At 69.3% G+C, this 23,127-nt stretch carries 24 protein-coding genes, 1 tRNA gene and 1 pseudogene; 13 read left to right on the top strand and 13 right to left on the bottom strand.

Annotated elements, in window-relative coordinates; genetic code table 11:
• Positions 1-114 precede the first annotated feature (114 nt).
• Positions 115-975 (bottom strand): sigma-70 family RNA polymerase sigma factor, encoded by an 861-nt coding sequence (locus RSP_RS11345; protein ID WP_011338352.1) that lies wholly within the window; start codon positions 973-975, stop codon positions 115-117.
• Entirely contained in the window at positions 965-1,438 is a 474-nt protein-coding gene (locus tag RSP_RS11340) for a carboxymuconolactone decarboxylase family protein (protein WP_011338351.1), read from the bottom strand. Before RSP_RS11340 ends, RSP_RS11345 begins: the two co-directional genes overlap by 11 nt.
• A gap of 431 nt (positions 1,439-1,869) precedes the next feature.
• Here RSP_RS11340 and RSP_RS22435 point away from each other — a divergent pair.
• Together RSP_RS22435 and cas3 are read left to right on the top strand one after the other, a co-directional pair.
• Positions 1,870-2,496, top strand: a pseudogene (locus RSP_RS22435) (CRISPR-associated endonuclease Cas3''); the annotation flags it as partial.
• On the top strand, positions 2,470-3,867 hold the full coding sequence (cas3, locus tag RSP_RS11330) for a CRISPR-associated helicase Cas3' (protein ID WP_160384050.1): 1,398 nt from the start codon (positions 2,470-2,472) through the stop codon (positions 3,865-3,867). The pseudogene RSP_RS22435 and the gene cas3, both read left to right, overlap by 27 nt.
• Before the next feature lie 80 nt (positions 3,868-3,947).
• Here cas3 and RSP_RS11325 read toward each other — a convergent pair.
• The 3 genes from RSP_RS11325 to cobU all read right to left on the bottom strand — a co-directional run bounded on the left by RSP_RS11325 (position 3,948) and on the right by cobU (position 5,291).
• Positions 3,948-4,024 (bottom strand) — tRNA-Arg (locus RSP_RS11325).
• A 137-nt stretch (positions 4,025-4,161) separates the two neighbouring features.
• Entirely contained in the window at positions 4,162-4,740 is a 579-nt protein-coding gene (locus RSP_RS11320; RefSeq protein WP_011338348.1) for a histidine phosphatase family protein, read from the bottom strand.
• Positions 4,737-5,291, bottom strand: a complete 555-nt coding sequence (cobU, locus tag RSP_RS11315) for a bifunctional adenosylcobinamide kinase/adenosylcobinamide-phosphate guanylyltransferase (protein WP_011338347.1) — start codon at positions 5,289-5,291, stop codon at positions 4,737-4,739. Before cobU ends, RSP_RS11320 begins: the two co-directional genes overlap by 4 nt.
• A 54-nt stretch (positions 5,292-5,345) precedes the next feature.
• Here cobU and RSP_RS11310 point away from each other — a divergent pair, with 54 nt between their 5' ends.
• The 7 genes from RSP_RS11310 (at position 5,346) to RSP_RS11280 (ending at position 12,624) form a co-directional block, all read left to right on the top strand.
• Positions 5,346-6,224 (top strand): RNA polymerase factor sigma-32, encoded by an 879-nt coding sequence (locus RSP_RS11310; RefSeq protein ID WP_002720768.1) that lies wholly within the window; start codon positions 5,346-5,348, stop codon positions 6,222-6,224.
• Positions 6,221-7,048, top strand: coding sequence for a ChaN family lipoprotein (locus tag RSP_RS11305; RefSeq protein ID WP_011338346.1), 828 nt, complete (start codon positions 6,221-6,223; stop codon positions 7,046-7,048). The genes RSP_RS11310 and RSP_RS11305 overlap by 4 nt, the downstream gene beginning before the upstream one ends.
• 62 nt (positions 7,049-7,110) lie before the next feature.
• On the top strand, positions 7,111-8,301 hold the full coding sequence (coaBC, locus tag RSP_RS11300) for a bifunctional phosphopantothenoylcysteine decarboxylase/phosphopantothenate--cysteine ligase CoaBC (protein ID WP_011338345.1): 1,191 nt from the start codon (positions 7,111-7,113) through the stop codon (positions 8,299-8,301).
• 105 nt (positions 8,302-8,406) lie between these two features.
• Entirely contained in the window at positions 8,407-8,874 is a 468-nt protein-coding gene (dut, locus tag RSP_RS11295) for a dUTP diphosphatase (RefSeq protein WP_011338344.1), read from the top strand.
• Entirely contained in the window at positions 8,874-9,920 is a 1,047-nt protein-coding gene (locus RSP_RS11290; protein WP_017139929.1) for a HesA/MoeB/ThiF family protein, read from the top strand. Before dut ends, RSP_RS11290 begins: the two co-directional genes overlap by 1 nt.
• Before the next feature lie 86 nt (positions 9,921-10,006).
• Positions 10,007-12,025: a M3 family metallopeptidase gene (locus RSP_RS11285; RefSeq protein WP_011338342.1), complete on the top strand. Its 2,019-nt coding sequence runs from the start codon at positions 10,007-10,009 to the stop codon at positions 12,023-12,025.
• Between the two features lie 83 nt (positions 12,026-12,108).
• The gene (locus RSP_RS11280; protein WP_011338341.1) at positions 12,109-12,624 is read left to right on the top strand and encodes a lipocalin family protein; all 516 of its coding nucleotides are present in this window, start codon (positions 12,109-12,111) and stop codon (positions 12,622-12,624) included.
• Positions 12,625-12,706: 82 nt separating this feature from the next.
• Here the strand turns inward: RSP_RS11280 and betC are convergent, their stop codons facing one another.
• The 3 genes from betC to RSP_RS11265 all read right to left on the bottom strand — a co-directional run bounded on the left by betC (position 12,707) and on the right by RSP_RS11265 (position 15,574).
• Positions 12,707-14,212 carry a choline-sulfatase gene (betC, locus tag RSP_RS11275; protein ID WP_011338340.1) on the bottom strand — a complete coding sequence of 502 codons (1,506 nt, stop codon included), beginning with the start codon at positions 14,210-14,212 and terminating at the stop codon, positions 12,707-12,709.
• 93 nt (positions 14,213-14,305) lie between these two features.
• Entirely contained in the window at positions 14,306-15,244 is a 939-nt protein-coding gene (locus RSP_RS11270) for an alpha/beta hydrolase (protein WP_023003699.1), read from the bottom strand.
• A 123-nt stretch (positions 15,245-15,367) separates the two neighbouring features.
• Complete coding sequence (locus RSP_RS11265; protein ID WP_002720759.1) at positions 15,368-15,574, bottom strand: cold-shock protein; 207 nt, start codon at positions 15,572-15,574, stop codon at positions 15,368-15,370.
• Between the two features lie 250 nt (positions 15,575-15,824).
• Here RSP_RS11265 and RSP_RS11260 point away from each other — a divergent pair, with 250 nt between their 5' ends.
• The gene (locus RSP_RS11260) at positions 15,825-16,115 is read left to right on the top strand and encodes a hypothetical protein (RefSeq protein ID WP_011338338.1); all 291 of its coding nucleotides are present in this window, start codon (positions 15,825-15,827) and stop codon (positions 16,113-16,115) included.
• A 90-nt stretch (positions 16,116-16,205) separates the two neighbouring features.
• Here RSP_RS11260 and RSP_RS11255 read toward each other — a convergent pair whose 3' ends face one another.
• Positions 16,206-16,358 (bottom strand): DUF3309 family protein, encoded by a 153-nt coding sequence (locus tag RSP_RS11255; RefSeq protein WP_002720757.1) that lies wholly within the window; start codon positions 16,356-16,358, stop codon positions 16,206-16,208.
• A 145-nt stretch (positions 16,359-16,503) separates the two neighbouring features.
• Between RSP_RS11255 and RSP_RS11250 the strand changes: the two genes are divergently transcribed.
• Positions 16,504-16,707, top strand: coding sequence for a YgaP family membrane protein (locus tag RSP_RS11250; protein ID WP_002720756.1), 204 nt, complete (start codon positions 16,504-16,506; stop codon positions 16,705-16,707).
• Between the two features lie 138 nt (positions 16,708-16,845).
• Here RSP_RS11250 and RSP_RS11245 read toward each other — a convergent pair whose 3' ends face one another.
• Together RSP_RS11245 and ettA are read right to left on the bottom strand one after the other, a co-directional pair.
• The gene (locus RSP_RS11245) at positions 16,846-17,205 is read right to left on the bottom strand and encodes a hypothetical protein (protein ID WP_009561932.1); all 360 of its coding nucleotides are present in this window, start codon (positions 17,203-17,205) and stop codon (positions 16,846-16,848) included.
• The gene (gene ettA / locus RSP_RS11240; RefSeq protein WP_002720754.1) at positions 17,202-18,857 is read right to left on the bottom strand and encodes an energy-dependent translational throttle protein EttA; all 1,656 of its coding nucleotides are present in this window, start codon (positions 18,855-18,857) and stop codon (positions 17,202-17,204) included. The genes RSP_RS11245 and ettA overlap by 4 nt, the downstream gene beginning before the upstream one ends.
• 150 nt (positions 18,858-19,007) lie before the next feature.
• On the opposite strand from ettA, the gene RSP_RS11235 reads away from it, so the two are divergent.
• On the top strand, positions 19,008-19,607 hold the full coding sequence (locus RSP_RS11235; protein ID WP_227590607.1) for a nicotinate-nucleotide adenylyltransferase: 600 nt from the start codon (positions 19,008-19,010) through the stop codon (positions 19,605-19,607).
• Positions 19,608-19,949: 342 nt separating this feature from the next.
• Here the strand turns inward: RSP_RS11235 and RSP_RS11230 are convergent, their stop codons facing one another.
• Positions 19,950-20,372: an OsmC family protein gene (locus tag RSP_RS11230; protein WP_011338337.1), complete on the bottom strand. Its 423-nt coding sequence runs from the start codon at positions 20,370-20,372 to the stop codon at positions 19,950-19,952.
• A 457-nt stretch (positions 20,373-20,829) separates the two neighbouring features.
• The gene (locus RSP_RS11225) at positions 20,830-22,410 is read right to left on the bottom strand and encodes a lysine--tRNA ligase (protein ID WP_011338336.1); all 1,581 of its coding nucleotides are present in this window, start codon (positions 22,408-22,410) and stop codon (positions 20,830-20,832) included.
• 257 nt (positions 22,411-22,667) lie between these two features.
• Here RSP_RS11225 and RSP_RS11220 point away from each other — a divergent pair, with 257 nt between their 5' ends.
• Complete coding sequence (locus RSP_RS11220; RefSeq protein WP_002720750.1) at positions 22,668-23,090, top strand: tellurite resistance TerB family protein; 423 nt, start codon at positions 22,668-22,670, stop codon at positions 23,088-23,090.
• The last annotated feature ends 37 nt before the right edge of the window (positions 23,091-23,127 follow it).

The following is a 23,127-nucleotide window of genomic DNA, read 5'->3' as shown; positions in this document are numbered from 1 at the left end:
CGCGCTCGGAAGGACGCGGCTCGCCCAACCATGCGCACCCGGCCCAAAGCTGCCGGTCGGCCTCGACCAATGCTGCGTGGCCGCGTACCCGGAAGCCGCCCCCCTGTGGCACGATCAGTTGAGCCTGATACGGGTCAGCTTGTCGGGATTGCGTGTCGTGTAGACCCGGGTGATGCGGCCGTCCTCGACCTCCAGCGCGGTGGTCTGGATCTGGTCTCCCATTCGCCAGACATAGCCGGGAAGAGCGTCGATCAAGGTGAATTGCACGAATTCCATCTCGTCCCCCCGCTTGCGCGACAGACTGGTGAACATCCGCAGCAGCTTTTGGGCGCCCACGATCACGTTCAGCAGGTTGTAGACCTTGCCGCCACCGTCCGAATGCAGCACCGCGTCTTCGGCCAAGAGGCCCGACAGAACCGCCGCATCGCCCGTCTTGCAGGCCTCGAAGAAGGCGCGGGTCAGGCCTTCCGCTGCCTCGCGCTCCACCTTGTAGCGCGGGCGGTCGATATGGACATGTGCCCGCGCGCGCACCGCCAGCTGGCGTGCCGCTGAAGGTGAGCGGTCGAGGGCCAGCGCCACCTCATCGAAGGACTGGCCGAAGACGTCATGCAGAAGGAAGGCGGCACGCTCCAGCGGGGACAGCCGCTCCAGCGCCATCATCAGCGACAGGGTCAGGTTGTCCGGGCGGTGATCGGCATCCTCCTCTTCAATCAGCGGTTCGGGCAGCCAAGGCCCGATGTAGCTCTCGCGACGGTGCCGGGCCGAGCGCATCAGGTCCAGACAGAGGCGCGACACCACCCGGTTCAACCAAGCCGCCGGGATGGCGATCTGTGCCTGATCGGCGGCCTGCCAGCGGATCCATGCCTCCTGTACCACATCTTCGGCCTCGGCATGGGAGCCCAGCATCCGATAAGCAAGACGCAGCAGCTGGGGCCGCCGCGTCTCGAAAATCTGCAGGTAGACGTCAGGCGACACGGGCGCGCTCGGCCGGAAGCTCGGTGGCATGGGCCACGCGGAAGGCGATCTGGGTTCGGTTCCACAGGTTGATCGCCGCGATGGCGAAGGTTAGATAGGCCGCCTCATCCTCGGAGAATTCGGCGCGTAGCGCCTCCCAGTCCGCATCCGGCGTGTGGCTCTGAGCAATGAGCGTCACTGCCTCGGTCCAGGCCAGCGCCGCCCGTTCGCGCGGCGAGAACAGCGAGCTGTCCTGCCAGCCCGCCAGCATGTGCAGCCGCAGGTGGGTTTCGCCGTCCTTCAGCGCCTCGGAAGCGTGCATCTGCAGACAGAAGGCGCAGCCGTTGAGCTGGCTGGCGCGCATCTTCACCAGATGCAGCAGCGCTGGTTCCAGGGGACCCTTGCGCAGTTCGGTCTCGAAGGTGACCAGTCCCTGGAAGGCTTGGCCGATGCGTTTGAAATGGTCGGTCATGCGGGGCGTCATCGCTCTCTCCTTTTGCAACTGACACCCCCATGACGGGCGAGGGAAGGCGGTTGTGACATCGAGAAGCGAGAATCTTCTCCTCTTGCCGAGTTTCGCTGCGAGTGCCGCGCGGCAGCGCTACAAGTCGGCTTTCAGCCCGGCGTGCCGGCACTTGGCGTCATGCTGCGCGGGTCCCGAAGGGCGGCAGAGCGCCGCCTGCGGTCTTTCGCTGCGGCTCGCGCGGGCGGCAGCTTTGGGATTGAGCTGGGAGCCGCCCCGCATGGGCGGGGTGGTTGAAGCTGCCGCCGAAGACCTTTAGCCGCAGCCGTCCAAACCCGGCCCCACCATAATGGGCGGAGGGCAGGGGGCTCGCATGAGGTAAAAGCTGAAGACTAATTGCCGTACGGAGAGCAAGGTGGCGATGAGTGTAGGTTGGGGCGATCTGTGAGTCGGTGGGCGGACAGGGAAGAGTGGCGGCGAGCGAGGTAACCAATCAGCTTTTCGATTGGCCCGGAAAGAGTGCACCGGACGGCTCAACCGTCAGGCATTCCGCCGTGCTGCACATGCTGGACGTAGCGGCCGTGGCCGAGCGCCTGATTGCACCTTTCCAGTTCGAGCCGGCGTTGCGCGGCGCCCTCGTGCTGCTCGTGGCGTTGCACGACCTTGGAAAGATCAGCGACAGCTTCCGCGCCATGATCGAAAGCGGCCAGCCGTAGAAGTTCAGGCACTGGCAACTGACAGAGGCGCTTCTTTTCGCGCATGACGAGCGGTTGGCGAGAAGGATCGGCGGGACCTGGCGCCAACGGCAAGCGCTTTACGCGTCCGTTGCCGGCCATCATGGCCAGCCGTCGGATCTCGATCTCGGTGGGCGGCCCGGGCTTCCGACCGCCGCGCGGGGGCTTCGGGCGGCGCTCACATCTTTAGGCTCGGGCCTGGAGCCGGCGGCCGAGGTGATCGAGGCGCTTTGTGACCTTTGGCCCGAAGCCTCGCTGTCGGGGCTCGAGTGCGGGGTGGATACAACCGCCTTGTCTTGGTGCCTTCCCGGGCTCCGCATGGCGGCAGACTGGATTGGCTCCAACATGATGTGGTTTCCGCCGGATGGCACTCGGCCGGAACTTGCGGCCTATCTGGCTTGCGCCCAGGCTCGCGCCGAAGAAGCCGTCTCTGCGGCCGGTCTGGCGGGGAGCGCCGTGAAACAGGGACGCCTGTTCGACTTCGCGCTGCGCCCGTTGCAGGCCGCCTGCGCCGAGATCCTGTTGCCGTCGGGCCCGACGCTGGCCGTGATCGAGGATGAAACGGGCGCAGGCAAGACCGAGGCGGCGCTCCTTCTGGCGCATCGGATGATCGCGGCAGGCAAGGGACGCGGTCTCTACTTTGCCTTGCCCACCATGGCGACCAGCGACGCGATGTTCAGCCGCGCGGAACAGGTGATCGGACGGATGCTGACTGCGCCGTCGTTGACTCTCGCACACGGTCGCGCTGGCTTGTCCGAGGGCTTCCGCGACCTCGTGGTCGGAAAGCCCCGAGCGGAGGATGCAGCATCCTGCACCCAATGGCTTGCCGAAAGCCGCCGTCGCGCCCTTCTGGCCGATGTGGGGGTGGGCACGATCGATCAGGCCCTGCTCTCCGTGCTGCCTGTCCGACACCAGACCCTGCGGCACTTCGGCCTCTCCTCCAAGATCCTGATTGAGGATGAGGTGCATGAGATGGGCGAACCCTACATCGGGCGCGAACTGGAGCGCCTCTTGCAGACGCACCGCGCGGCCGGAGGTTCGGCCATTCTGCCGACGGCGACCCTGCCTATGGCATTGCGGGGACGCTTGCTGGCGACGTATGGCGGAGACAATCCGGGACCTGCCTACCCGGCGCTCACCTTGGCGGGAGGGGAGGCGAGGGTGGAATTTCCACCCGATAGACGTCCGGTGAAGGGAGCCGTTCGCGTCACCCGGGTGCAGCAGGCCGAGGACGCGGCCGACCTTCTGGCGGAGGCGGTGCGGAGGGGAGCGGCCTGTGTCTGGGTGCGAAACTCGGTGGATGACGCAATCGAGGCGGTCGCAGCGCTGCGTGCGCGCAGCGTGGCAGCCCAACTGCTTCACGCCCGCTTCGCCCTGGCGGATCGCAAGCGGATCGAGGCCGAGGTTTTGGCGCGTGTCGGTCGGGACGGAGAGCGGGACAACCGGGTCGCCGACATCAAGAAGGCCTGGGCGGGAGCCGTGGTGAAGGCCGCCGAATTGGCGGCGAAGGCGGGGCGCGAGATCGATCTGTCCGACACGACGCCGCATGTCCTTCGCCACACGGCGATCACCTGGGCGATGCAGCGGGGTGCCGACATGTGGGAGGCGGGCGGTTTCTTCGGCGTGTCGCGGGAGACGATGGAGGAGGTTTATGCCCACCACCATCCGGACCATCAGGCGAGCGCCGTCGAGGCGATGGAGAGGCGACGGAAATGACCGCGCAGCGCTCGAAACCGCCGGTTTCCGGGGCGTATCCGTGGCGCTGCTGTCCAGCTAACCGCTAACTGTCTGATTTCTGGCGCACCCGACACGATTCGAACGTGTGACCTCTGCCTTCGGAGGGCAGCGCTCTATCCAGCTGAGCTACGGGTGCGTTGGGCGCGGTATAGCGGCTTGCCGAGGCGGCTGCAACAGGATGCTGCGGGAGCCGGCCACTTTCCTGCAGGGCGGGGAACAGCTGCAGGCGGGCTGCCGGAGGCCGGTGCGCGCGATGCGTCGCCGCAGCCGGCCTCAGGCGAGGCGGTTGATCGCCTCGACGCGCCAGTTGCCCCCCACCAATGTCATCGAGGTGATCGACAAAGGCTCGATCCGATGGGCGAAAGCCTCCTGCACGCCGAGGCCCAGTGCCACCTGCAGGGCCACGAGGATCGGGCCGAAATGGCAGACGATCACGATCTCCTCGTCCGGGTGTGCGGCGCAGAGCGACTGCAGCGCCTCGGTCACGCGGGCCTGAAGCTCGTGCCAGGTCTCGCCCCCCGGGGCGCGGGCGGGGCCGGCCTCCTGCCAGAAGGCGCGCATGCGCTGCGGCGTGCCGGCCTCGATCTCGGCGAAGCTGCGGCCCTCCCAGGCGCCGAAATGGATTTCGCGGAGGCGTGGGTCGGCGGGTAGCCGCAGGCGGCCCTCGGCGAGCCGGTCGGCCGTGGCCCTTGCCCGCCAGAGATCGGAGGAGACGAGCCGCGCTTCCCGCGGCAGCGCCGCATCCAGCCGCGCGAGGGCCGCCCCATCGGAGAGATCGGCGGGCCGATCGGTCCAGCCCACCATCACGGTTGCGTGCGTCGGCCCATGGCGCACCCAGTGCAGGCGCGTCATGCGAACCCCTCGGGCAGGCGGCCCTTCAGCGGGAGCGGCAGCCCCGCCATGGCGGCCACCACCAGCTCCGCCTGCGCCGCGAGGCGCTGGTTCAGCCGTCCCTGTTCGTCGCGGAAGCGCCTTGCCAAAGAATTTTCGGGAACTATGGACCACCCCACCTCGTTGGACACCACGACAACGGGCGCCGCACAGGCCCCAAGCGCATGAAGAAGCGAGGCGATTTCGGCATCGAGGTCGCTTTCCGCAAGCAGATGATTGGTCAGCCAGAGCGTCGCGCAATCCAGCAGGACGCAAGCCTCGGGAGGCATCCGTGACAAGACAGGGCAGAGATGGCGCGGTTCTTCGACGGTCTGCCAGCCGCTGCCCCGGTCGTGGCGGTGAGCCGCGATCCGTTCGCGCATCTCGTCATCCCATGGTTCGGCGGTGGCCAGGTAGAACATGGGGCGGCCCGACCCGATGACAAGCCGTTCCGCCAGCCGAGATTTTCCGGACCGCGCCCCTCCCAGCACAAGCGTGAGCGGGGGCAGCGCGAAAATATGTGATCCGGACATGTGTTTTTTCCGTAGTAAATCCCGAGACGCGGCCGGGTTCGACAGGGGGTCCTGATGGCACTGGACGGATATACCGATCAAACGATGTCGCGCCAAGCGATGAGGGCGGAGCTTCTGGACGCAGAGACGGAGCTGCGCCTCGCCTATGCCTGGCGGGACCAGCGCGACGAGCGGGCGCTCCACCGTCTGATCACCGCCTACATGCGCCTTGCGATCTCGATGGCCTCGAAATACCGCCGCTACGGCGCGCCGATGAACGACCTGATCCAGGAGGCGTCGCTCGGGCTGATGAAGGCCGCCGACAAGTTCGATCCCGACCGCGGCGTGCGCTTTTCGACCTATGCCGTCTGGTGGATCAAGGCCTCGATCCAGGATTACGTCATGCGGAACTGGTCTCTGGTGCGGACCGGCTCCACCTCCAGCCAGAAGGCGCTGTTCTTCAACATGCGCCGGGTGCAGGCCCGGCTCGAGCGCGAGGCCTCGCAACGGGGCGAAGCGCTCGATGCGCATCAGCTGCGCGAGATGGTGGCTCATGACGTGGGCGTGCCGCTCTCGGATGTCGAGATGATGGAGGGGCGGCTCTCGGGCTCGGACTTCTCGCTCAACGCCACCCAGTCGGCCGATGACGAGGGGCGGGAGTGGATCGACGCGCTCGAGGACGATTCGGCACAGGCGGCCGAGGTGGTGGAGGGCTCGCTCGATGCCGCGCGGCTGCGGGGCTGGCTGGTGTCGGCCATGCAGCAGCTGAACGCGCGCGAGCGGTTCATCGTGACCGAACGCAAGCTGCGCGACGTGCCCCGGACGCTCGAAAGCCTCGGCGAAGAACTGAAGCTTTCCAAGGAGCGGGTGCGGCAGCTTGAAGCAGCGGCCTTTGCGAAGATGCGGCGGAGCCTTGAAGCCCAGTCGCGGGAGGTGCATCACTTCCTCCTATGAAACGGAGCTTCCTCCTCGCGGCCGGGCTGGCCGTCGTCGCCCGGCCGGGGCTGGCCGACCGGATCGAACCGGCCCAGCTGGCGCGTCTGACGCCGGCCGATGTGGTGATCCTGGGCGAGGTGCACGACAATCCGCGCCACCATGAAAATCAGGCGCTGGCGGTGGCGGGCCTCAGGCCCGCCGCTCTCGTCTTCGAGATGCTGACACCCGAGAAGGCGGCGCTGGTCACGCCCGACCTGCGCCCCTCCGAGCGTCGCCTTGCCGCGGTGCTCGACTGGGATCGGTCGGGCTGGCCCGATTTCGCCATGTATCATCCGATCCTGCTGGCCGCGCCCGAGGCGCAGGTGTTCGGCGCCGAGGTGCCGCGCGACGAGGCCCGCGCGGCCGTGTCGGAAGGAGCCGCCGCGGCGTTCGGGGCCGAGGCCGCCCGCTTCGGCCTCGACCGGCCGCTCGCGCCCGAGGATCTGGCGGAGCGGATCGAGGAGCAGAGGGTGGCCCATTGCGGGGCGCTGCCGGCCGATCTCCTGTCCGGCATGGTCGAGGCGCAGCGGCTGCGCGATGCGGCGCTCGCGCGCGCGGTGATGGAGGCGATGGAGGAGACCGGCGGCCCGGTCGCCGTCATCACCGGCACGGGCCATGCGCGGCGCGACGTGGGCGTGCCGGCTCTGCTGGCCGAGGCGGCGCCCGCGCTGCGGGTCCTGTCCATCGGCCAGTTCGAGGCGCCGCCCGAGGGGGAGGTGCCTTTCGATCTGTGGCTGGTGACGGCGCCGGCGCCGCGGCCCGACCCGTGTGCGGGCTTCGCGGAGGGCGGCGGGGCGGGCTGAGAGCGGCTTGTCACGCCCGGCCCGGGCCCCTACAGCTTGGCTTCGGCCTCGGGGGGCACGGAATGCTGGACGGAAAACGGATACTCCTCATCATCGGCGGCGGGATCGCGGCCTACAAGACGCTGGAGCTGATCCGCCGCCTGCGCGAGGGCGGGGCCGCGGTGACGCCGGTCATGACCCGGGCCGCGGCGGAATTCGTGACGCCGCTTTCGGTTGCGGCACTGGCGGGCGAGCAGGTGCATCGCGAGCTCTTCGACCTCACGCAGGAGGCCGAGATGGGGCATATCGCCCTGTCGCGGGTGGCCGATCTGGTGGTCGTGGCGCCTGCGACGGCCGATCTGATGGCCCGGATGGCGCAGGGCCGGGCGGACGATCTGGCCTCGACGCTGCTGCTGGCCACCGACACGCGCGTCCTGATGGCGCCGGCGATGAACGTGCGGATGTGGCAGCATCCGGCCACGCAGCGGAACCTCGCGACGCTCACGTGCGACGGGGTGCTGGCGGTGGGGCCGAACGAGGGCGACATGGCCTGCGGCGAATACGGGCCGGGGCGGATGGCCGAGCCGATGGAGATCCTCGCCGCCATCGAGACGGCGCTGGGGGCGGGGCCGCTCGCCGGGCGGCGGGTGCTGGTGACCTCGGGGCCGACCCATGAGCCGATCGATCCGGTGCGCTATATCGCCAATCGCTCGTCGGGCGCGCAAGGCACGGCCATCGCCGCGGCCCTGCGCGATCTGGGCGCGCGGGTGACCTTCGTCACCGGGCCCGCGACCGTGCCCCCGCCGCCCGGGGTCGAGCTCGTGCGGGTCGAGACGGCGCGCGAGATGATGGCGGCCGTCGAGGCGGCGCTGCCGGTGGAGGCGGCGATCTTCGCCGCGGCGGTGGCGGACTGGCGCGTGGAGAATGCCTCCGGCTCGAAGATGAAGAAGGGGACGGGCGGGCCCGCGCTCTCCTTCGCCGAGAACCCCGACATCCTCGCCACGGTCGCGCGGAGGGCCGAGGGCCGCCCGCGGCTCGTGGTGGGCTTTGCCGCCGAGACCGACGAGGTGCTGGCCCATGCCACCGCCAAGCGCGCCCGCAAGGGCTGCGACTGGATCGTGGCGAACGATGTCTCGCCTGCGACGGGCATCATGGGCGGGACCGAGAATGCGGTGCATCTCATCACCGAAACGGGCGTCGAGGACTGGCCGCGGATGGACAAGGCGGCGGTGGCAGAGCGACTGGCCGCCCGGATCGCCGAGCGGATCGCCTGAGGATGCGTGCGCCTCCGGCGGGGATATTTGGACCAGAATGAAAGCGCGACCCGAAGCCCGCCCTGTCCGGCGGGAGAGGGCGGGCAGGAAGAGACGGAGGCGAGGATGCGGCCGGTGGTGAGGGTGATCCGGGAAGACTGGGCGGATACGGCGCTGCCTCTGCCTGGCTACGAGACGGCGGGCGCGGCGGGGGCCGACCTCAGGGCGAACCTGCCGCCGGAGAGCCGGGCCGAGGGGCTGGTTCTGGCGCCGCTCGGGCGGGTGCTGGTGCCGACCGGGCTCAGGATCGAGATCCCCGACGGGTTCGAGGTGCAGATCCGGCCGCGCTCGGGGCTGGCGCTGAAACACGGGATCTCGCTGCCGAACAGCCCCGGCACGATCGACAGCGACTATCGCGGGCCCTTGGGCGTGATCCTCGTCAATCTGGGGGACGAGCCCTTCCGGGTGGCGCACGGCGACCGGATCGCGCAGATGGTGGTGGCGCCCGTGGTGCAGGCCCGGTTCGAGCTGGCAGACGGGCTCGGGGCCACGGCGCGGGGCGCGGGCGGCTTCGGCTCGACCGGGACCGCGTGATGCTGGCGCTGGGTCTTCTGGCCGTGGTGCTCTGGGGGCTGGGCTGGGCCTTCGGCGTGCCGGGACGTCTCAGGCTGCTGATGCTGGCCTGTCTGTGGCTGGCGGTGGTGCTGGCCCATCTGCTGCTGCCCGAGGCCCATCCCTTGCGGGCGGCCACCGGCGGCCGCGCCGAGCCCTGGCTGGTGCTGGGCGGCGTTGCGGTGCTGGGGCTGGGCTACCGGCTGGCGCTCGGGGCCCTGCGGCGGCGCGCGGCGCCCGTTCGGCCGGCCGCGGCGCCGGGCGCCTTCCGGCCGGCCGAGCTCGAGCGCTATGCGCGCCATATCCTGCTGCGCGAGGTGGGGGGGCCGGGACAGAAGCGGCTGAAGCAGGCGCGCGTGCTGGTGGTGGGCGCCGGGGGGCTGGGCTCGCCCGCGCTGCTCTACCTTGCGGCGTCGGGAGTGGGGACGGTCGGGGTGATCGATGCCGACCAGGTCGAGGCCTCGAACCTGCAGCGGCAGGTGATCCATACCGATGCGCGGATCGGCTGGCCCAAGGTCCATTCCGCGGCCGAGGCGATGCGGGCGCTCAATCCCTTCATCGAGGTGCGGCCCTACGAGCGTCGGCTGACCGAGGAAAATGCGGCGGCACTGCTGGCCGACTATGACCTGATCCTCGACGGGACCGACAATTTCGACACGCGCTATCTCGTCAACCGGGTGGCGGTGGCGGCGGGCAAGCCGCTCATCGCGGGCGCCATCGCGCAGTGGGAAGGGCAGGTGAGCCTCTACCATCCGGCGGCGGGCGGGCCCTGCTTCCAGTGCACCTTCCCCGAGCGGCCGGCGCCGGGCCTCGTGCCCACCTGCGCCGAGGCGGGCGTGATCGCGCCGCTGCCGGGCGTGGTGGGCTCGATCATGGCGGTCGAGGCGGTGAAGCATCTGACCGGCGCGGGGGCCACGCTGCGCGGTGCGCTGCTGATCTACGATGCACTCTGGGGCGAGACGCGGCGGATCGGGCTGAAGCCGCGCCCCGGCTGCCCGGTCTGCGGCGGGACGGGCAACGCCGGCTGACGGGCGGGGAGGGCATGGCCGCCCGATCGGCGGGGATGGACGGCAGGCGGGTCGCGCCCTAGCCTTGGGGGCGAAGGAGATCCGCCATGCCCAACCCGTTGCTCGCCCCCTGGACCACGCCCTTTGCCCTGCCGCCCTTCGCCGAGATCCGCGACGACCAGTTCGGTCCCGCCATCGAGGCGGGACTCGCGGAGGCGCGCCGGGCGATCGCGGCCATCGCGGACAATCCCGAAGCGCCCACCTTCGCCAATACGATCGAGGCGCTGGAGCTGTCCGAGGAGACGCTCGACCGGGTGGCGGGGGTGTTCTACAACCTCGCCGGCGCCGACAGCAACGCGGCGCGCGAGGCGCTGCAGCGCGAGCTTGCGCCGAAGATGTCGGCCTTTTCCTCCGAGATCGTGAACAACCGCCCGCTCTTCCGGCGGATCGAGACGCTCTGGCAGGGGCGGGAGGCTCTGGGCCTTTCGCCCGAGCAGGAGCGGGTGCTGATGCTCTACCGGCGGATGTTCGTGCGCTCGGGCGCCGAGCTGGAGGGGGCCGAGGCCGAGAAGTTGACAGCTGTCAAGGCGCAGCTCGCGGTGCTGGGCACCACCTTCTCGCAGAACCTGCTGGCCGATGAGCGCGACTGGACGATGGCGCTCGCCGAGGAGGATCTGGAGGGGCTGCCCGATTTCGTGGTCGAGACGGCGCGGGCGGCGGGTGCCGAGCGCGGCGCCGGAGGGCCGATTGTCACGCTCAACCGCTCGCTGATCGTGCCCTTCCTGCAGTTCTCGCCGCGGCGCGAGCTGCGGCGGCGGGCTTACGAGGCCTGGGTGGCGCGGGGGGCGAACGGCAATGCCTCCGACAACCGGGCGGTCGCGGCGGAGATCCTTGCGCTGCGGTCGGAGCGGGCGCAGCTTCTGGGCTACCCGGACTTTGCCTCCTACAAGCTCGAGACCGAGATGGCCAAGACGCCGGAGGCGGTGCGCGAGTTGCTGCTGCGGGTCTGGACGCCCGCCAAGGCCCGCGCCGAGGCGGACCGGGCGGTGCTCGAGGCCATGATGCACCGCGACGGAATCAACGGCGATCTCGAGCCCTGGGACTGGCGCTATTATTCCGAGAAGCGCCGCGCGGCCGAGTTCGATCTCGATGAGGCGGCGCTGAAGCCCTACCTGCCGCTCGAGCGGATGATCGAGGCGGCCTTCGACTGCGCACGGCGCCTGTTCGGGCTGGAGTTCCGGCCGCTCGACGTGCCGCTCTATCACCCGGACGTGCGCGCCTGGGACGTCACGCGCGAGGGGCGGCACATGGCGGTGTTCCTCGGCGACTATTTTGCGCGGTCCTCGAAACGGTCGGGCGCCTGGTGTTCGACCATGCGCGGGCAGCGCAGGCTCGGCGGCGAGGTGCGGCCGATCGTGGTCAATGTCTGCAACTTCGCCAAGGGTGAGCCCGCGCTTCTGTCCTGGGACGATGCGCGGACGCTGTTCCACGAGTTCGGCCATGCGCTGCATCAGATGCTGTCGGACGTGACCTACGGCTTCATCTCGGGCACGTCGGTTGCGCGCGACTTCGTGGAGCTGCCGAGCCAGCTCTACGAGCACTGGCTCGAGGTGCCGGAGGTGCTGGAGGCCCATGCGCGGCACTGGCAGACCGGGGCGCCGATGCCGGCCGAGATGCGCGAGCGGCTGCTCGCGGCCTCGACCTACGATCAGGGCTTTGCCACGGTCGAATTCATCTCGTCGGCGATGGTGGATCTGGCCTTCCACGAGGGCGCGCCCCCGGCCGATCCGATGGCGAAGCAGGCGGAGGTGCTGGCGGGGCTCGGGATGCCGAAGGCGATCCGGATGCGCCATGCCACGCCGCATTTCGCGCATGTCTTCTCTGGCGACGGCTATTCCGCGGGCTATTACAGTTACATGTGGTCCGAGGTGATGGATGCGGACGCGTTCGCGGCCTTCGAGGAAGCGGGCGGGGCCTTCGATCCCGAGATGGCGCGCAAGCTCGAGCGGCATGTGCTCTCGGCCGGCGGATCGGAGGAGGCGGAGGCGCTCTATACCGCGTTCCGCGGCCGGATGCCGGGGGTGGAGGCGCTGCTGCGGGGCAGGGGGCTGCTCGACGCCGCGTGACCGCGACCGAGACGGAGACAGTGAGGGGGCGCGGCGCGGGTGCCGGGCCTCTGGGAATGCGACAACGGACAAGGGAGATCCGGATGAAAGCAGTGGCCCTGCTCGCCCTTCTTGCGCTGGTGGCCTGCGAGCGGCATGTGCCCTCGCAGCGCTGGCTGGGGGCGCCGCTCTTCCTCGATCCGGCGGTGCAGCCGGTCGATCTCGCGGGCCGCTGGTATGAGGTGGCGAGCTACCCCGCCCCGTTCCAGAGGGGCTGCACGGGCACCACGGCCGACTACCAGCCGCTGCCGGACGGGCGCATCGCGCTGACCAACCGCTGCCGGGTGGGCGGCACGCTGCGCGAGATCTCGGGGACGGCCGAGGTGGTGGCGCCGGGCAAGCTGACGGTGAACCTGCAGGGCGTGCCCTTCGGCGGCGACTACTGGATCCTCGGCCAGTCGCGCGACGGGCGCACGTTCGTGGTCGGCACGCCCACGCGGATTGCAGGCTGGGTGCTGCACCGCGACCCGAAGATCGCGCCCGAGGAGCTGCGCGCAGCGCGCGATCTATTCGAGCGGAGCGGCTACGATGCGGCCGCTCTCGAGCGCACGCGTCCGTAGGGCCACCGGGCGGCGGGGGAGCCGTGGGCAGGGGCATCGAACCCCTGCCCACGGCGCTGCCGCGGACGAGGCCGCGGGCGGTTCATTCGCCCCGCGGGAAGCGCTTGCTCTCTTCGAGAATATTCAGATCCATGTGGTTGCGCATGTAGCGCTCGGAAGCCTTCTGCAGCGGCTGGTAATCCCACGGGTAATAGCCGCCCTGCCGCAGCGCCTCGTAGACGATCCAGCGCCGGGCCTGGCTTTCGCGCACGGCGGCGTCGAAGGCCGCGAGATCCCAGCGCGCCTGCGAGAGGGACCGCAGCCGCGCCAGCGTGTCGGCATGGGCCGGATCGGCCGCCAGATCCGTCCGCTCGCCGGGATCCGCCTCGATATCGAACAGCTGTTCGGGATCTGCGAGACAGCGGACATATTTCCAGCGCCCCTCGCGGATCGCCACCAGCGGCGTGATCGAACCCTCGGCCGCATATTCCATGAACACGGGCTCGGGACGCAGTTCGCCTTCGGCCAGCGGGACCAGACTGATGCCATCGGTCCAGGGCGCGATCTCGCCCATGTCGATGCCGGCCAGCGCGCAGAGCGTGGGCGTCACGTCGATGGTCGAAACCGGCGCCGCGATCCGCCCGGCGGGCAGGCCGGGAGCCGCGATCATCAGCGGCACCCTGGCCGAGCCCTCGAAGAAGCTCATCTTGAACCAGAGGCCGCGGTCGCCCAGCATCTCGCCGTGATCCGAGACGAAGACGACGATGGCCTCCTGACGCGAGGCCTCGAGTACGGCGAGGATCTCGCCGATCTTGTCGTCCACATAGGAGATATTGGCGAAGTAGCCCTGCCGCGCGCGGCGCACCTGCTCGGGCGTGATGTCGAACGCCTTGAAATCGCAGGCATCCATCAGGCGGCGCGAGTGGCTGTCCTGGGCTTCGTAGGGAATGGAGGCGGGCGGCTCGAGCATTGGATGGTCCTCGTAGAGGTCCCAGTATTTCCGGCGCGCCACGAAGGGATCGTGCGGATGGGTGAAGCTGACCGTGAGGCACCAGGGCCGCGGATCGGCGCCGCGCGACAGGTCGTAGAGCTTCTGGATCGCCTGATGCGCCACGTCGTCGTCATATTCGAGCTGGTTGGTGATCTCGGCCACGCCCGCGCCGGTGACGGAGCCCAAGTTGTGATACCACCAGTCGATCCGCTCGCCCGGCTTGCGATAGTCCGGCGTCCAGCCGAAGTCGGCGGGATAGATGTCGGTCGTCAGCCGCGCCTCGAACCCGTGCAGCTGGTCGGGCCCCACGAAATGCATCTTGCCCGAGAGCGTGGTCTGATAGCCGGCGCGCCGCAGATGATGTGCGAAGGTGGGAATGTCCGAGGCGAACTCGGCCGCATTGTCATAGACCCGGGTGCGCGAGGGCAGCTGACCCGACATGAAGGAGGCCCGCGCCGGGGCGCAGAGGGGGCTGGCCGTATAGCTGTTCGAAAACCGGAGAGAGCGGTCCGCGAGCCGCTTCAGGTTCGGCGCGTGCAGCCAGTCGGCCGGCCCGTCGGGAAACAGCGTTCCGTTCAGCTGATCGACCATCAGGATGAGGATGTTGGGCTGGGTCATGGGGGCCTTCCTGCAGTGTTCCTGTCGTCCTGCCGCGGCAGGGGCGGGCCGTCTGTCTTCCCAGCGACCTCTCCGCGACGGCGGCGGCGTGTCTCAGCCCGGGCGGGCGGCGGCGAAGCGGTCGTGGGCCATGGCGGAGGCGGCCTGGAGGATGCGGGCGAAACTCGCCGCGGCGCGGGGCACGCGGTGGCGGGCGCGGAGGAAGCCGTGGACGAGGCCCGGCTCCTCGATCCAGCGCGCCCGGCCCGCGGCCGCCCGGATGGCGTCGCGGTAGGCGCGGCCATCGTCGGTCAGCGGATCGCACTGGGCGGTGACGATCAGCGTGGGCGGCAGGCCGCGGAAGTCGGTGTCGCGGAGCGCGTCCGCGGTGGGATCGGCGGCAGGCTCGCGCCCGCCGTGCCGGAGGGCGCCCATGCGGAGCACGTCCTGCCGCGAGAGCATGGGCGCGGTGGCGTGGGTGAGGGCGCTGACCCGGTCGAGGGCGCCGCCGAGCATCGGGCAGACCAGCACCTGTCCGGCCAGCGCCCGGCGGCCGCGCAGCGCATGGGCGACCGAGGCGGCCAGCGCGCCGCCCGCATCCTCGCCCATCAGCACGAGCGGCCCCGGAAAGGCCTGCGCCACCGCCTGCGCCGCCCGCAGCGCATCGTGGAAGGCCGCCGGATGGGGATATTCTGGCGCCAGCCGATAGTCCACCGCGACGGTGCGCAGGCCGGTTCCGGCCGCGATCTCGGCGCAGAGATCGTCGAACGCGTCGAGGCCGCCCAGAACGAAGCCGCCGCCATGCAGGAAGAGCACCGTTCCCGCAGGCGCCGCCGGTTCATAGAGGCGGCAGGGGCGGGTGCCGAAGGTCCGGTCCGTCAGGGTCACGTCCGGCGGCAGCGGGGCGCGGAAGGCGCGGCAGAGGCCAGCGTGAAGCGCGCGCTGTTCGGCGAGCGGCAGCCGGTCGCTGTCGGGCGGGAAATGGCGGGCGCTGTCGCGGATGAACTGCCAGGTCTCGGGATCGAGGAGGTCGTGGTAGTCCGCTTCCAACATGGCCGTGCGCTCCAACCGTCGCGGCGCCACTCTGCGTCCGCAGCGGCGGCGCTGCAATGGGGGCAGGGGCTGACATGCAAAAGGGCAGGCCGGAGCCTGCCCCTGTCCGCCGAGGAAGTGTCCTCAGGCGATCGAGATGTTCGTGGCCGATTCGCGGCCGTCGCGGCCCGATTCGATGTCGAAGGTCACGGCCTGGCCGTCGTTCAGGGCGCGGATGCCCGCACGCTCGAGCGCGGTGATGTGGACGAACACGTCCTTCTTGCCGCCTTCAGGGGCGATGAAGCCGTAGCCTTTGGTGGCGTTGAACCATTTCACGGTGCCTTTGGCCATCGTGGTGTCTCCTCTCAGGTATGCCGCCCGCGGAAGTGCGGCGGCTCGGCTCAGTCAGGGCAAGATCGAATGACTGTTGCCGGCGAGGGAGACAGTGGTCGATAAAGATAACGTCGCGCACCGCAGTATGGCCGAAGTGCGGCGTTTTTCAACTGGATTCGCGGGGCAGGGCATAATGACGCCGGTGCGTCGCATTGGCAGTTTCCTGCCGCAGCGGTAGGGTTTCGGCAAAGCGATCTGGAGGTTGGAAATGACCTGGGGAACCCTGATGAGCCGCGCCCACGGCATGTGCGAGTTCTGCGGCGGCATGGACGATTGCCTGCCGGTGGAGGTCGAGGGCGCGGGCGAGATCCTCGTGTGCGCGATCTGCGACAGCGATCCGCCGGTCGAGCACTGGCGCTGCCTCGAGAGCGCCGCCCGGTCGGAGGTGCCCGAGGTTCAGGTGGCGGTCTGGCGCAAGCTCGGCGAGATCGAGGCGCCATGGGCCGAGAAGATCCGCTCTGGGATGGCCCTCTCTCCCGAGGCGCAGGCGCTGGTCTGACTCATCCGCGCCGGAGGCTGTGCGGCGCCCACCTCCGGCGCTGACCGGGACCTCCGTTTCGTGGGTCCCGGTCGACAGGCGGCGGGGCCGTCAGAAGCGCCCGGTCAGGATGAGGATCAGCACGATGACCACCACGACGCCCACGACGCCGGACGGGCCGTAGCCCCAGCTGCGGGAATAGCCCCAGCTCGGCAGGGCGCCGATGAGAACCAGGATCAGGATGATGAGCAGGATGGTCGACATGGCGTTTTCCTCGGATGGGAAAGGGCTTTCGTCGCCAACGCCTTGACCACTGGACGGTTCCTGCCGGCCTTTTTATTCCGGTTATTGAATGTGTCGAGCGAAGCTGCTAGCGTCGGTGCACTGTCTTTCGCACGGAGCCACCCCCATGACCCTCGATCGCCTGGTGATGCTGTTCGCCGGATCCATGGTTCTCCTGAGCGTCCTGCTCACCCTGTTCGTCTCGCCGCTGTTCGTCTGGTTCACCGTCTTCATCGGGCTGAACCTGATCCAGTCGTCCTTCACCGGCTTCTGCCCTGCGGCCATCGCCTTCCGCAGGATGGGGGCTCGCCCCGGCTGCGCCTTCGAGTGACGGGGCTGCGAGCGGAGGGCGGAAGCCGGGCGCCGGGCTGATGCAGGCGGAGGGCTGACGCGCGGCAGGGGGAGAGCAGGCGGCGCCATGCGCCTGCGGAAGCGCTGCGCGGCGGGTGCCGTGGGCCTGCGGCCGAAGCTAGGGCAGGCGGCGCGGCTCGAGCAGCTTCAGCCGGTCTCCCATCAGCGTGTTCACGTCGCCCATCGAATCGAGCGAGTCCTGCGTGCTGCGCGAGCGGTCGAAGAAAGGTGTCGTGCGGCGCTGATACTTGTCGATGACCCCATCCGGGATCTGCGTCTCGTCCTGCGGCGGGACCTGACGGACCCGCTGCCGCTGGAGCGCCTCGGCCTGCTCGCGGTGCTTGCAGAGCAGATAGTCGAGGGTCAGCTCGTCGTCGGTGCGCAGGGGCGTGCCCTTGGACTTGACGCAGGCCGCCTGCGCCGCCCCCGGAAGGGCGAGCGCAAGGGCCGCGGCAAGCCAGAGCCGCCCTGCGGTCATCGGCTGAACTTCTTGTATTTCACCCGATGCGGTTCGACCGAATCCGGCCCGAGGCGGCGGATCTTGTCTTCCTCATAGGCCTCGAAGTTGCCCTCGAACCATTCCACATGCGCATCCCCCTCGAAGGCGAGGATATGCGTGCAGAGCCGGTCGAGGAAGAAACGATCGTGCGAGATGATGATCGCCGAGCCCGCGAAATCGTCGATGGCCGCTTCCAGCGCCTGCAGCGTTTCCACGTCGAGGTCGTTGGTCGGTTCGTCGAGGAGCAGCACGTTGCCGCCCGAGCGCAGGAGCTTGGCCATGTGCACCCGGTTGCGCTCGCCGCCCGACAGCAGCCCCACCTTCTTCTGCTGGTCGGTGCCCTTGAAGTTGAAGGCCCCGCAATAGGCGCGGCTGTTCATCTCGGCATCGCCGAGGTGGATGACCTCGAGCCCGTCCGAGATTTCCTCCCACACGGTCTTGTTCGGGTCGAGCGCATCGCGCGACTGGTCGACGTAGGAAAGCTGCACCGTGTCGCCCAGCGAGATCGTGCCCTCGTCGGGCTGTTCCTGCCCGGTCAGCATCTTGAAGAGGGTGGATTTGCCCGCGCCGTTCGGCCCGATCACCCCCACGACGCCGCCCGGCGGGATCGAGAAGGACAGGTTCTCGATCAGGAGCTTGTCGCCCATGTGCTTCTTGAGGTTCTCGACCTCGATCACCTTGCCGCCGAGACGCTCGCCGTTCGGGATGACGATCTGCGCGGTCGAGATCCGCTCGCGCACCGACTGGCCGGCGAGCTCGTTGTATTTCTGGATCCGCGCCTTCTGCTTGGCCTGCCGGGCCTTGGCGCCCGAGCGGATCCATTCGAGTTCGCGGGTGAGCACCTTCTGGCGGGCCTTGTCCTCGCGCGCTTCCTGCAGCAGGCGCTTGGCCTTCTGCTCGAGCCACGAGGAATAGTTGCCCTCGTAGGGGATGCCGCGGCCGCGGTCGAGTTCGAGGATCCAGCCGGTGATGTCGTCGAGGAAGTAGCGGTCGTGGGTCACGATCAGGATCGTGCCCTTGTATTCGATCAGGTGCTTCTGCAGCCAGGCGATCGATTCCGCGTCGAGGTGGTTGGTCGGTTCGTCCAGAAGCAGCATGTCGGGCGCTTCGAGGAGCAGCTTGCAGAGCGCCACGCGGCGGCGCTCGCCGCCCGAGAGGCTTTCGACATCCGCATCGTCCGGCGGGCAGCGCAGCGCTTCCATGGCGATATCGACCTGGCTGTCGAGATCCCACAGGTTCTGCGCGTCGATCAGGTCCTGAAGCTGGGCCATCTCGTCCGCGGTCTCGTCGGAGTAGTTCATCGCGAGTTCGTTGTAGCGGTCGAGGACCGCCCGCTTGGCCGCGACGCCTTCCATCACGTTTCCGCGCACGTCGAGCGCGGGGTCCAGCTGCGGCTCCTGCGCGAGATAGCCCACCTTGGCGCCCTTGGCGGCCCAGGCGTCGCCTTGGAAGTCCTTGTCCATGCCCGCCATGATGCGCAAGAGCGTGGACTTACCCGCGCCGTTGACGCCCACGACGCCGATCTTCACGCCCGGCAGGAAGTTGAGGTGGATGTTCTCGAAGCACTTCTTGCCGCCGGGGTAGGTCTTGGAGACACCCTCCATGTGGTAGACATATTGATACGAGGCCATGCCAACTCTCCGAAATCGCGGTTTGGCGGCCCTTTTACCGATTGCGCTGGACAAGCACAACGCGAGGATGGTTTCTCGGCGGTTCCGGGCGCTCGGCCCGCAGGAAAAGAAGCGCGGCCGGAACGGATCCCGCCATGCGAGGAGGAGCGGGTGCAGGGCTGGCCCAGGGCTGAGGCGGGAATGGTGGTGGGCCTTCTGGGCGGGTCGTTCGATCCTCCCCATCCGGGGCATGTCCATATCACCCGCGAGGCGCTGAAACGGTTCGGGCTGGACCGGGTTTGGTGGCTGGTCTCGCCGGGCAATCCGCTGAAGCCCCGCCCGCCCGCGCCGCTCGCGCGGCGGCTGGCCGAGGCGCGGCGGCTGATGCGCCATCCCCGGGTGGCCGTGACCGGGCTCGAGGCCGAAATCGGCACCCGCTTCACCGCCGAGACGCTTGCGGTGCTGCAGAGGCGCTATCCGGGCGTGCGGTTCGTCTGGCTGATGGGGGCCGACAATCTCGCGCAGTTCCACCGGTGGGAGCGCTGGCGCGCGATCATGGAAAGCGTGCCGGTGGGGGTGCTGGCGCGGCCCGGGGCGGGCCTGCGCGCCCGCACGAGCCCCGCCGCGCGCCGCTATGCCTCGGCGCTTCTCCCCGAGGCGGAAGCCGCCCGCCTCGGCCGCAGCGCCGCCCCGGCCTGGTGCTTCGTGAACCTGCCGATGATGGACCTGTCCTCGACCGAGATCCGCGCCACGGGGCGCTGGCGGGGGTAGGCGGATTGAAGGGTAGCGGACGCCGCCCCGGCCCGGCCTGGTGCTTCGTGAACCTGCCGATGTTGGACCGTCATCGACCGGATAGGCGGACTGCGGGGTAGCCCGGCCGCGGCTCCGCCCCGGCCCCGTGCTGCGTCCACATGGCGATGATGGACCGTCCTTGACCGAGATCCGGGCCACAGGCCGCTGGCGCGGATAGGCGGACTGCGGGAAGTGGCGGAAGCCGCCTCTGCCTGGCCGCAGCGCCGGCAGGGCGAAGGGCGCGGCGTGCCGCGCCTTCCCTGCACACAAGGCGGCCGGGGCGGCAGCGCATCCCCTGCCGCCCCGGCTGCCGGACCTGTCTCAGGCCAGCTTGGCCGTCATGGTGATCTCGGCCGTCATCAGCTTCGAGACCGGGCAGCCGGCCTTGGCCTTCTCGGCGGCTTCGCGGAACGACTCCTCGCTCGCGCCGGGAATCGAGGCGGTCAGGTCGAGATGGACCGCGGTGATGGCGAACCCGTCGCCCTGCTTCTCGAGCGAGACGGTGGCCGTGGTCTCGATCCGCTCCGCCGTCATGCCCGCCTCGCCCAGGACGTTCGAAAGCGCCATCGAGAAGCAGCCGGCATGGGCGGCGCCGATCAGTTCCTCGGGATTGGTGCCGGGGCCCTCCTCGAAGCGGGTGTTGAACCCGTATTGGGCTTCTGAGAGCACGCCCGATTGCGTGCTGACCGTGCCCTTGCCGGTCTTGAGGTCGCCCATCCAGACTGCGGAACCCTTGCGTTTCATGATCGTCTCCGGTTGCCCGAGGCACGTCGCCCCGCCGTGGCAACGGCGCGGGCGGCGGACGGTTCCTCAGGCACCGGCCTGCGGGCAGGGCTCTGCCGGGTGCCCTGTCCGTGGCAACGCCGCCGGAGGGGGCTCGATGCCCCCGCCGGCGGCCCCTCCCGCCCGGGAGCGGCCGTGGGGGACTGGAGAGGCCATTCCCACTGCGGGACGGATCTGTCGGAGCGGGCGGGTGGGCGGCCAGTCATCCGGGCGCGATGCTCTTCCCGCTTGCGACCGCCGCCGGGCGGCGCTCTGCGCGGGTCGTCCGTTTCAGGCGGAGGTCCGGGAGGCGGCGCAGGGCCCCGGTCCGGGTGGAGCCGGAAGCTCGCCCCGCGCGGGTCTGTCGAGGAGCGCCGCGAGGGGGCGTCGGAGGCGTCCGCCGCCCGATCCGCAGCGGGATCGGGCGGGGCGGGGCCTGTCAGGCCGCGAGCTCGCCCGCGAGGGCGCGGTCGATCAGGGCGATGGTCTCGGTCACGCCGTAGAGCGCCACGAAGCCGCCGAAGCGCGGCCCTTCCGAGGCTCCGAGCAGCACCTCGTAGAGTGCCTTGAACCAGTCGCGCAGCGGCTCGAAACCATGCTCCTTGCCCACGGCGAAGACCATCGACTGCAGCGCCTCGGCATCGAGCCCGCCGTTCCAGGCCGCGAGGCGGGCGCGCAGGTCGCCGATCGCGGCGCGCTCCTGATCCGTGGGCAGCCGGTAGACGCGCTTCGGCGCCACGAAATCGTGGAAGTAGCGCACCGCGAAGCCCGCCGCCGCGTCGAGATCCGGATGGGTCTCGGGGCTGGCCTCGGGCGCATAGCGCTTGATGAAGCCCCAGAGCCCGTCCTTGTCCTGCGCCTGCGCCACCGAGGCGAGGTTGAGGAGCATGGCGAAGCTCACCACCATCTTCGATTCGGGCGGGGCGCCGTGGTGGATGTGCCAGACCGGATTGTCGATCTGCTTGGCCGGCTCCTGCCCGGGATAGGCGCGCAGCTGCTGGTGATATTCGTCCACCGCCTTCGGGATCACGTCGAAATGCATCCGCTTCGCGGTCTTGGGCTTGAGGAACATGAAGTAGCTCAGGCTCTCGGTCGAAGCGTAGGTGAGCCATTCGTCGATGGTCAGCCCGTTGCCCTTCGACTTCGAGATCTTCTCGCCCTTGTCGTCGAGGAACAGCTCATAGGTGAAATGCTCGGGCTTCCTGCCGCCCAGCACCTCGCAGATCCCGTCATAGATCGGCGTGTTGGTGGAATGGTCCTTGCCGTACATCTCGAAATCGACGTCCAGCGCCGCCCAACGGGCGCCGAAATCGGGCTTCCACTGCAGCTTCACATTGCCGCCCGTGACCGGCAGCGTGGTATCGGTGCCGTCCTCGTCGTCGAAGGTGATGGTGCCGTCCTTGGCGTTCACCTCCTTCAACGGCACATAGAGCACCCGGCCGGTGGTGGGCGAGATCGGCAGGAAGATCGAATAGGTCTGCTGGCGCTCCTCACGCAAGGAGGCCATCATGATCTCCATCAGCGCGTCGTAGCGCTCGCAGGCGCGCAGGAGCGTCGCGTCGAACTGGCCCGACCTGTAGAAGTCGGTGGCCGAGATGAACTCGTATTCGAAGCCGAACGTGTCGAGGAAGCGGCGCAGCATCGCGTTGTTGTGGTGGCCGAAGCTCTCGAACTCGCCGAACGGGTCGGGGACCGAGGTCAGCGGGCGCTGCAGGTTCTCGCGCAGCATGGCGCCGTTGGGCACGTTGTCGGGCACCTTGCGCATCCCGTCCATATCGTCCGAGAAGCAGATGAGGCGGGTCGGGATGTCCGAGATCGCCTCGAAGGCGCGCCGGATCATCGTCGTCCGCGCCACCTCGCCGAAGGTGCCGATGTGGGGCAGGCCCGAGGGGCCGTAGCCGGTCTCGAACAGGACATAGCCCTTGTCGGGCGCCTTGCCCTTGAAGCGGGCGAGGATCCGGCGGGCCTCTTCGAAGGGCCAGGCTTTGGACGTCATCGCGGCTTCGCGGAGGGCGGACATGGGCTGAGTTCCTCGGGCAGTCGGGCGGCCCCGTGCCGCCCCGAACCTCCGTCCTCTATTGCCGGGGGGGGAGCGCGTCAATATTCCCAAGGCCCGGGCGCGCCTCGCCCCGGTGGCGGGAGCAGCGCCGCAGGCCCGGTTTCGGGCAGAGCGCGGCCCGGCGCGGCTGACGCCTCCGTGATCCGGTTCGGCCCGACTTGCCGGGCCGGGGGGCAGGCCATATTGTGCGCCAAAACATGGAATTCAGGAGGCCTCCCTTGGCCGATACGCTCTCCTCGCTCAGCCCTCAGGATGCCCTCGTGGCCATCATGATCGCGGTGTCCTTCTCGGACGAGACGGTGCGGACGGTCGAGCTGATCGCCATCGAGCGGATCGTGAACCATCTGCCGATCTTCGCGGGCTACGACGGCGACCGCATCCGGCCCATCGCCCAGACGATCATCGACCTCTTCGAGGAGGACGAGGGGCTCGATGCGCTCTTCGGCCTGATCCGGGCGGCGCTCGAGGACCGGCTCTACGAGACGGCCTATGCGCTGGCCTGCGACGTGGCCGCGGCGGACGGCGCTCTGGGACAGCCCGAGCTCCGGATGCTCGAGGAGATCCGCAACGAGCTCGACATCGACCGCCTCCATGCGGCCGCGATCGAGCGCGGCGCGCGCGCCCGTCACATGCTGGTCTGAGGCATCGCCGCTCCGTCGCAGGAAGGTCACGCGCCCT

The organism is Cereibacter sphaeroides 2.4.1 (assembly GCF_000012905.2).
GTDB classification, from domain to species: domain Bacteria; phylum Pseudomonadota; class Alphaproteobacteria; order Rhodobacterales; family Rhodobacteraceae; genus Cereibacter_A; species Cereibacter_A sphaeroides.
This window is presented reverse-complemented; position numbering and strand designations above follow the sequence as displayed.

What these genes read in the sequence shown, in the direction of transcription:
- RSP_RS11320 (WP_011338348.1), bottom strand. Translation starts at nt 4,740, where the DNA reads ATGACGCGCCTGCACTGGGTGCGCCATGGGCCGACGCACGCAACCGTG.
- coaBC (WP_011338345.1), top strand. Translation starts at nt 7,111, where the DNA reads ATGCTGGACGGAAAACGGATACTCCTCATCATCGGCGGCGGGATCGCG.
- RSP_RS11340 (WP_011338351.1), bottom strand. Translation starts at nt 1,438, where the DNA reads ATGACGCCCCGCATGACCGACCATTTCAAACGCATCGGCCAAGCCTTC.
- RSP_RS11280 (WP_011338341.1), top strand. Translation starts at nt 12,109, where the DNA reads ATGAAAGCAGTGGCCCTGCTCGCCCTTCTTGCGCTGGTGGCCTGCGAG.
- dut (WP_011338344.1), top strand. Translation starts at nt 8,407, where the DNA reads ATGCGGCCGGTGGTGAGGGTGATCCGGGAAGACTGGGCGGATACGGCG.
- cobU (WP_011338347.1), bottom strand. Translation starts at nt 5,291, where the DNA reads ATGTCCGGATCACATATTTTCGCGCTGCCCCCGCTCACGCTTGTGCTG.
- RSP_RS11265 (WP_002720759.1), bottom strand. Translation starts at nt 15,574, where the DNA reads ATGGCCAAAGGCACCGTGAAATGGTTCAACGCCACCAAAGGCTACGGC.
- ettA (WP_002720754.1), bottom strand. Translation starts at nt 18,857, where the DNA reads ATGGCCTCGTATCAATATGTCTACCACATGGAGGGTGTCTCCAAGACC.
- RSP_RS11230 (WP_011338337.1), bottom strand. Translation starts at nt 20,372, where the DNA reads ATGAAACGCAAGGGTTCCGCAGTCTGGATGGGCGACCTCAAGACCGGC.
- betC (WP_011338340.1), bottom strand. Translation starts at nt 14,212, where the DNA reads ATGACCCAGCCCAACATCCTCATCCTGATGGTCGATCAGCTGAACGGA.
- RSP_RS11285 (WP_011338342.1), top strand. Translation starts at nt 10,007, where the DNA reads ATGCCCAACCCGTTGCTCGCCCCCTGGACCACGCCCTTTGCCCTGCCG.
- RSP_RS11310 (WP_002720768.1), top strand. Translation starts at nt 5,346, where the DNA reads ATGGCACTGGACGGATATACCGATCAAACGATGTCGCGCCAAGCGATG.
- RSP_RS11225 (WP_011338336.1), bottom strand. Translation starts at nt 22,410, where the DNA reads ATGTCCGCCCTCCGCGAAGCCGCGATGACGTCCAAAGCCTGGCCCTTC.
- RSP_RS11255 (WP_002720757.1), bottom strand. Translation starts at nt 16,358, where the DNA reads ATGTCGACCATCCTGCTCATCATCCTGATCCTGGTTCTCATCGGCGCC.
- RSP_RS11305 (WP_011338346.1), top strand. Translation starts at nt 6,221, where the DNA reads ATGAAACGGAGCTTCCTCCTCGCGGCCGGGCTGGCCGTCGTCGCCCGG.
- RSP_RS11245 (WP_009561932.1), bottom strand. Translation starts at nt 17,205, where the DNA reads ATGACCGCAGGGCGGCTCTGGCTTGCCGCGGCCCTTGCGCTCGCCCTT.
- RSP_RS11250 (WP_002720756.1), top strand. Translation starts at nt 16,504, where the DNA reads ATGACCCTCGATCGCCTGGTGATGCTGTTCGCCGGATCCATGGTTCTC.
- RSP_RS11290 (WP_017139929.1), top strand. Translation starts at nt 8,874, where the DNA reads ATGCTGGCGCTGGGTCTTCTGGCCGTGGTGCTCTGGGGGCTGGGCTGG.
- RSP_RS11260 (WP_011338338.1), top strand. Translation starts at nt 15,825, where the DNA reads ATGACCTGGGGAACCCTGATGAGCCGCGCCCACGGCATGTGCGAGTTC.
- RSP_RS11270 (WP_023003699.1), bottom strand. Translation starts at nt 15,244, where the DNA reads ATGTTGGAAGCGGACTACCACGACCTCCTCGATCCCGAGACCTGGCAG.
- cas3 (WP_160384050.1), top strand. Translation starts at nt 2,470, where the DNA reads ATGGCGGCAGACTGGATTGGCTCCAACATGATGTGGTTTCCGCCGGAT.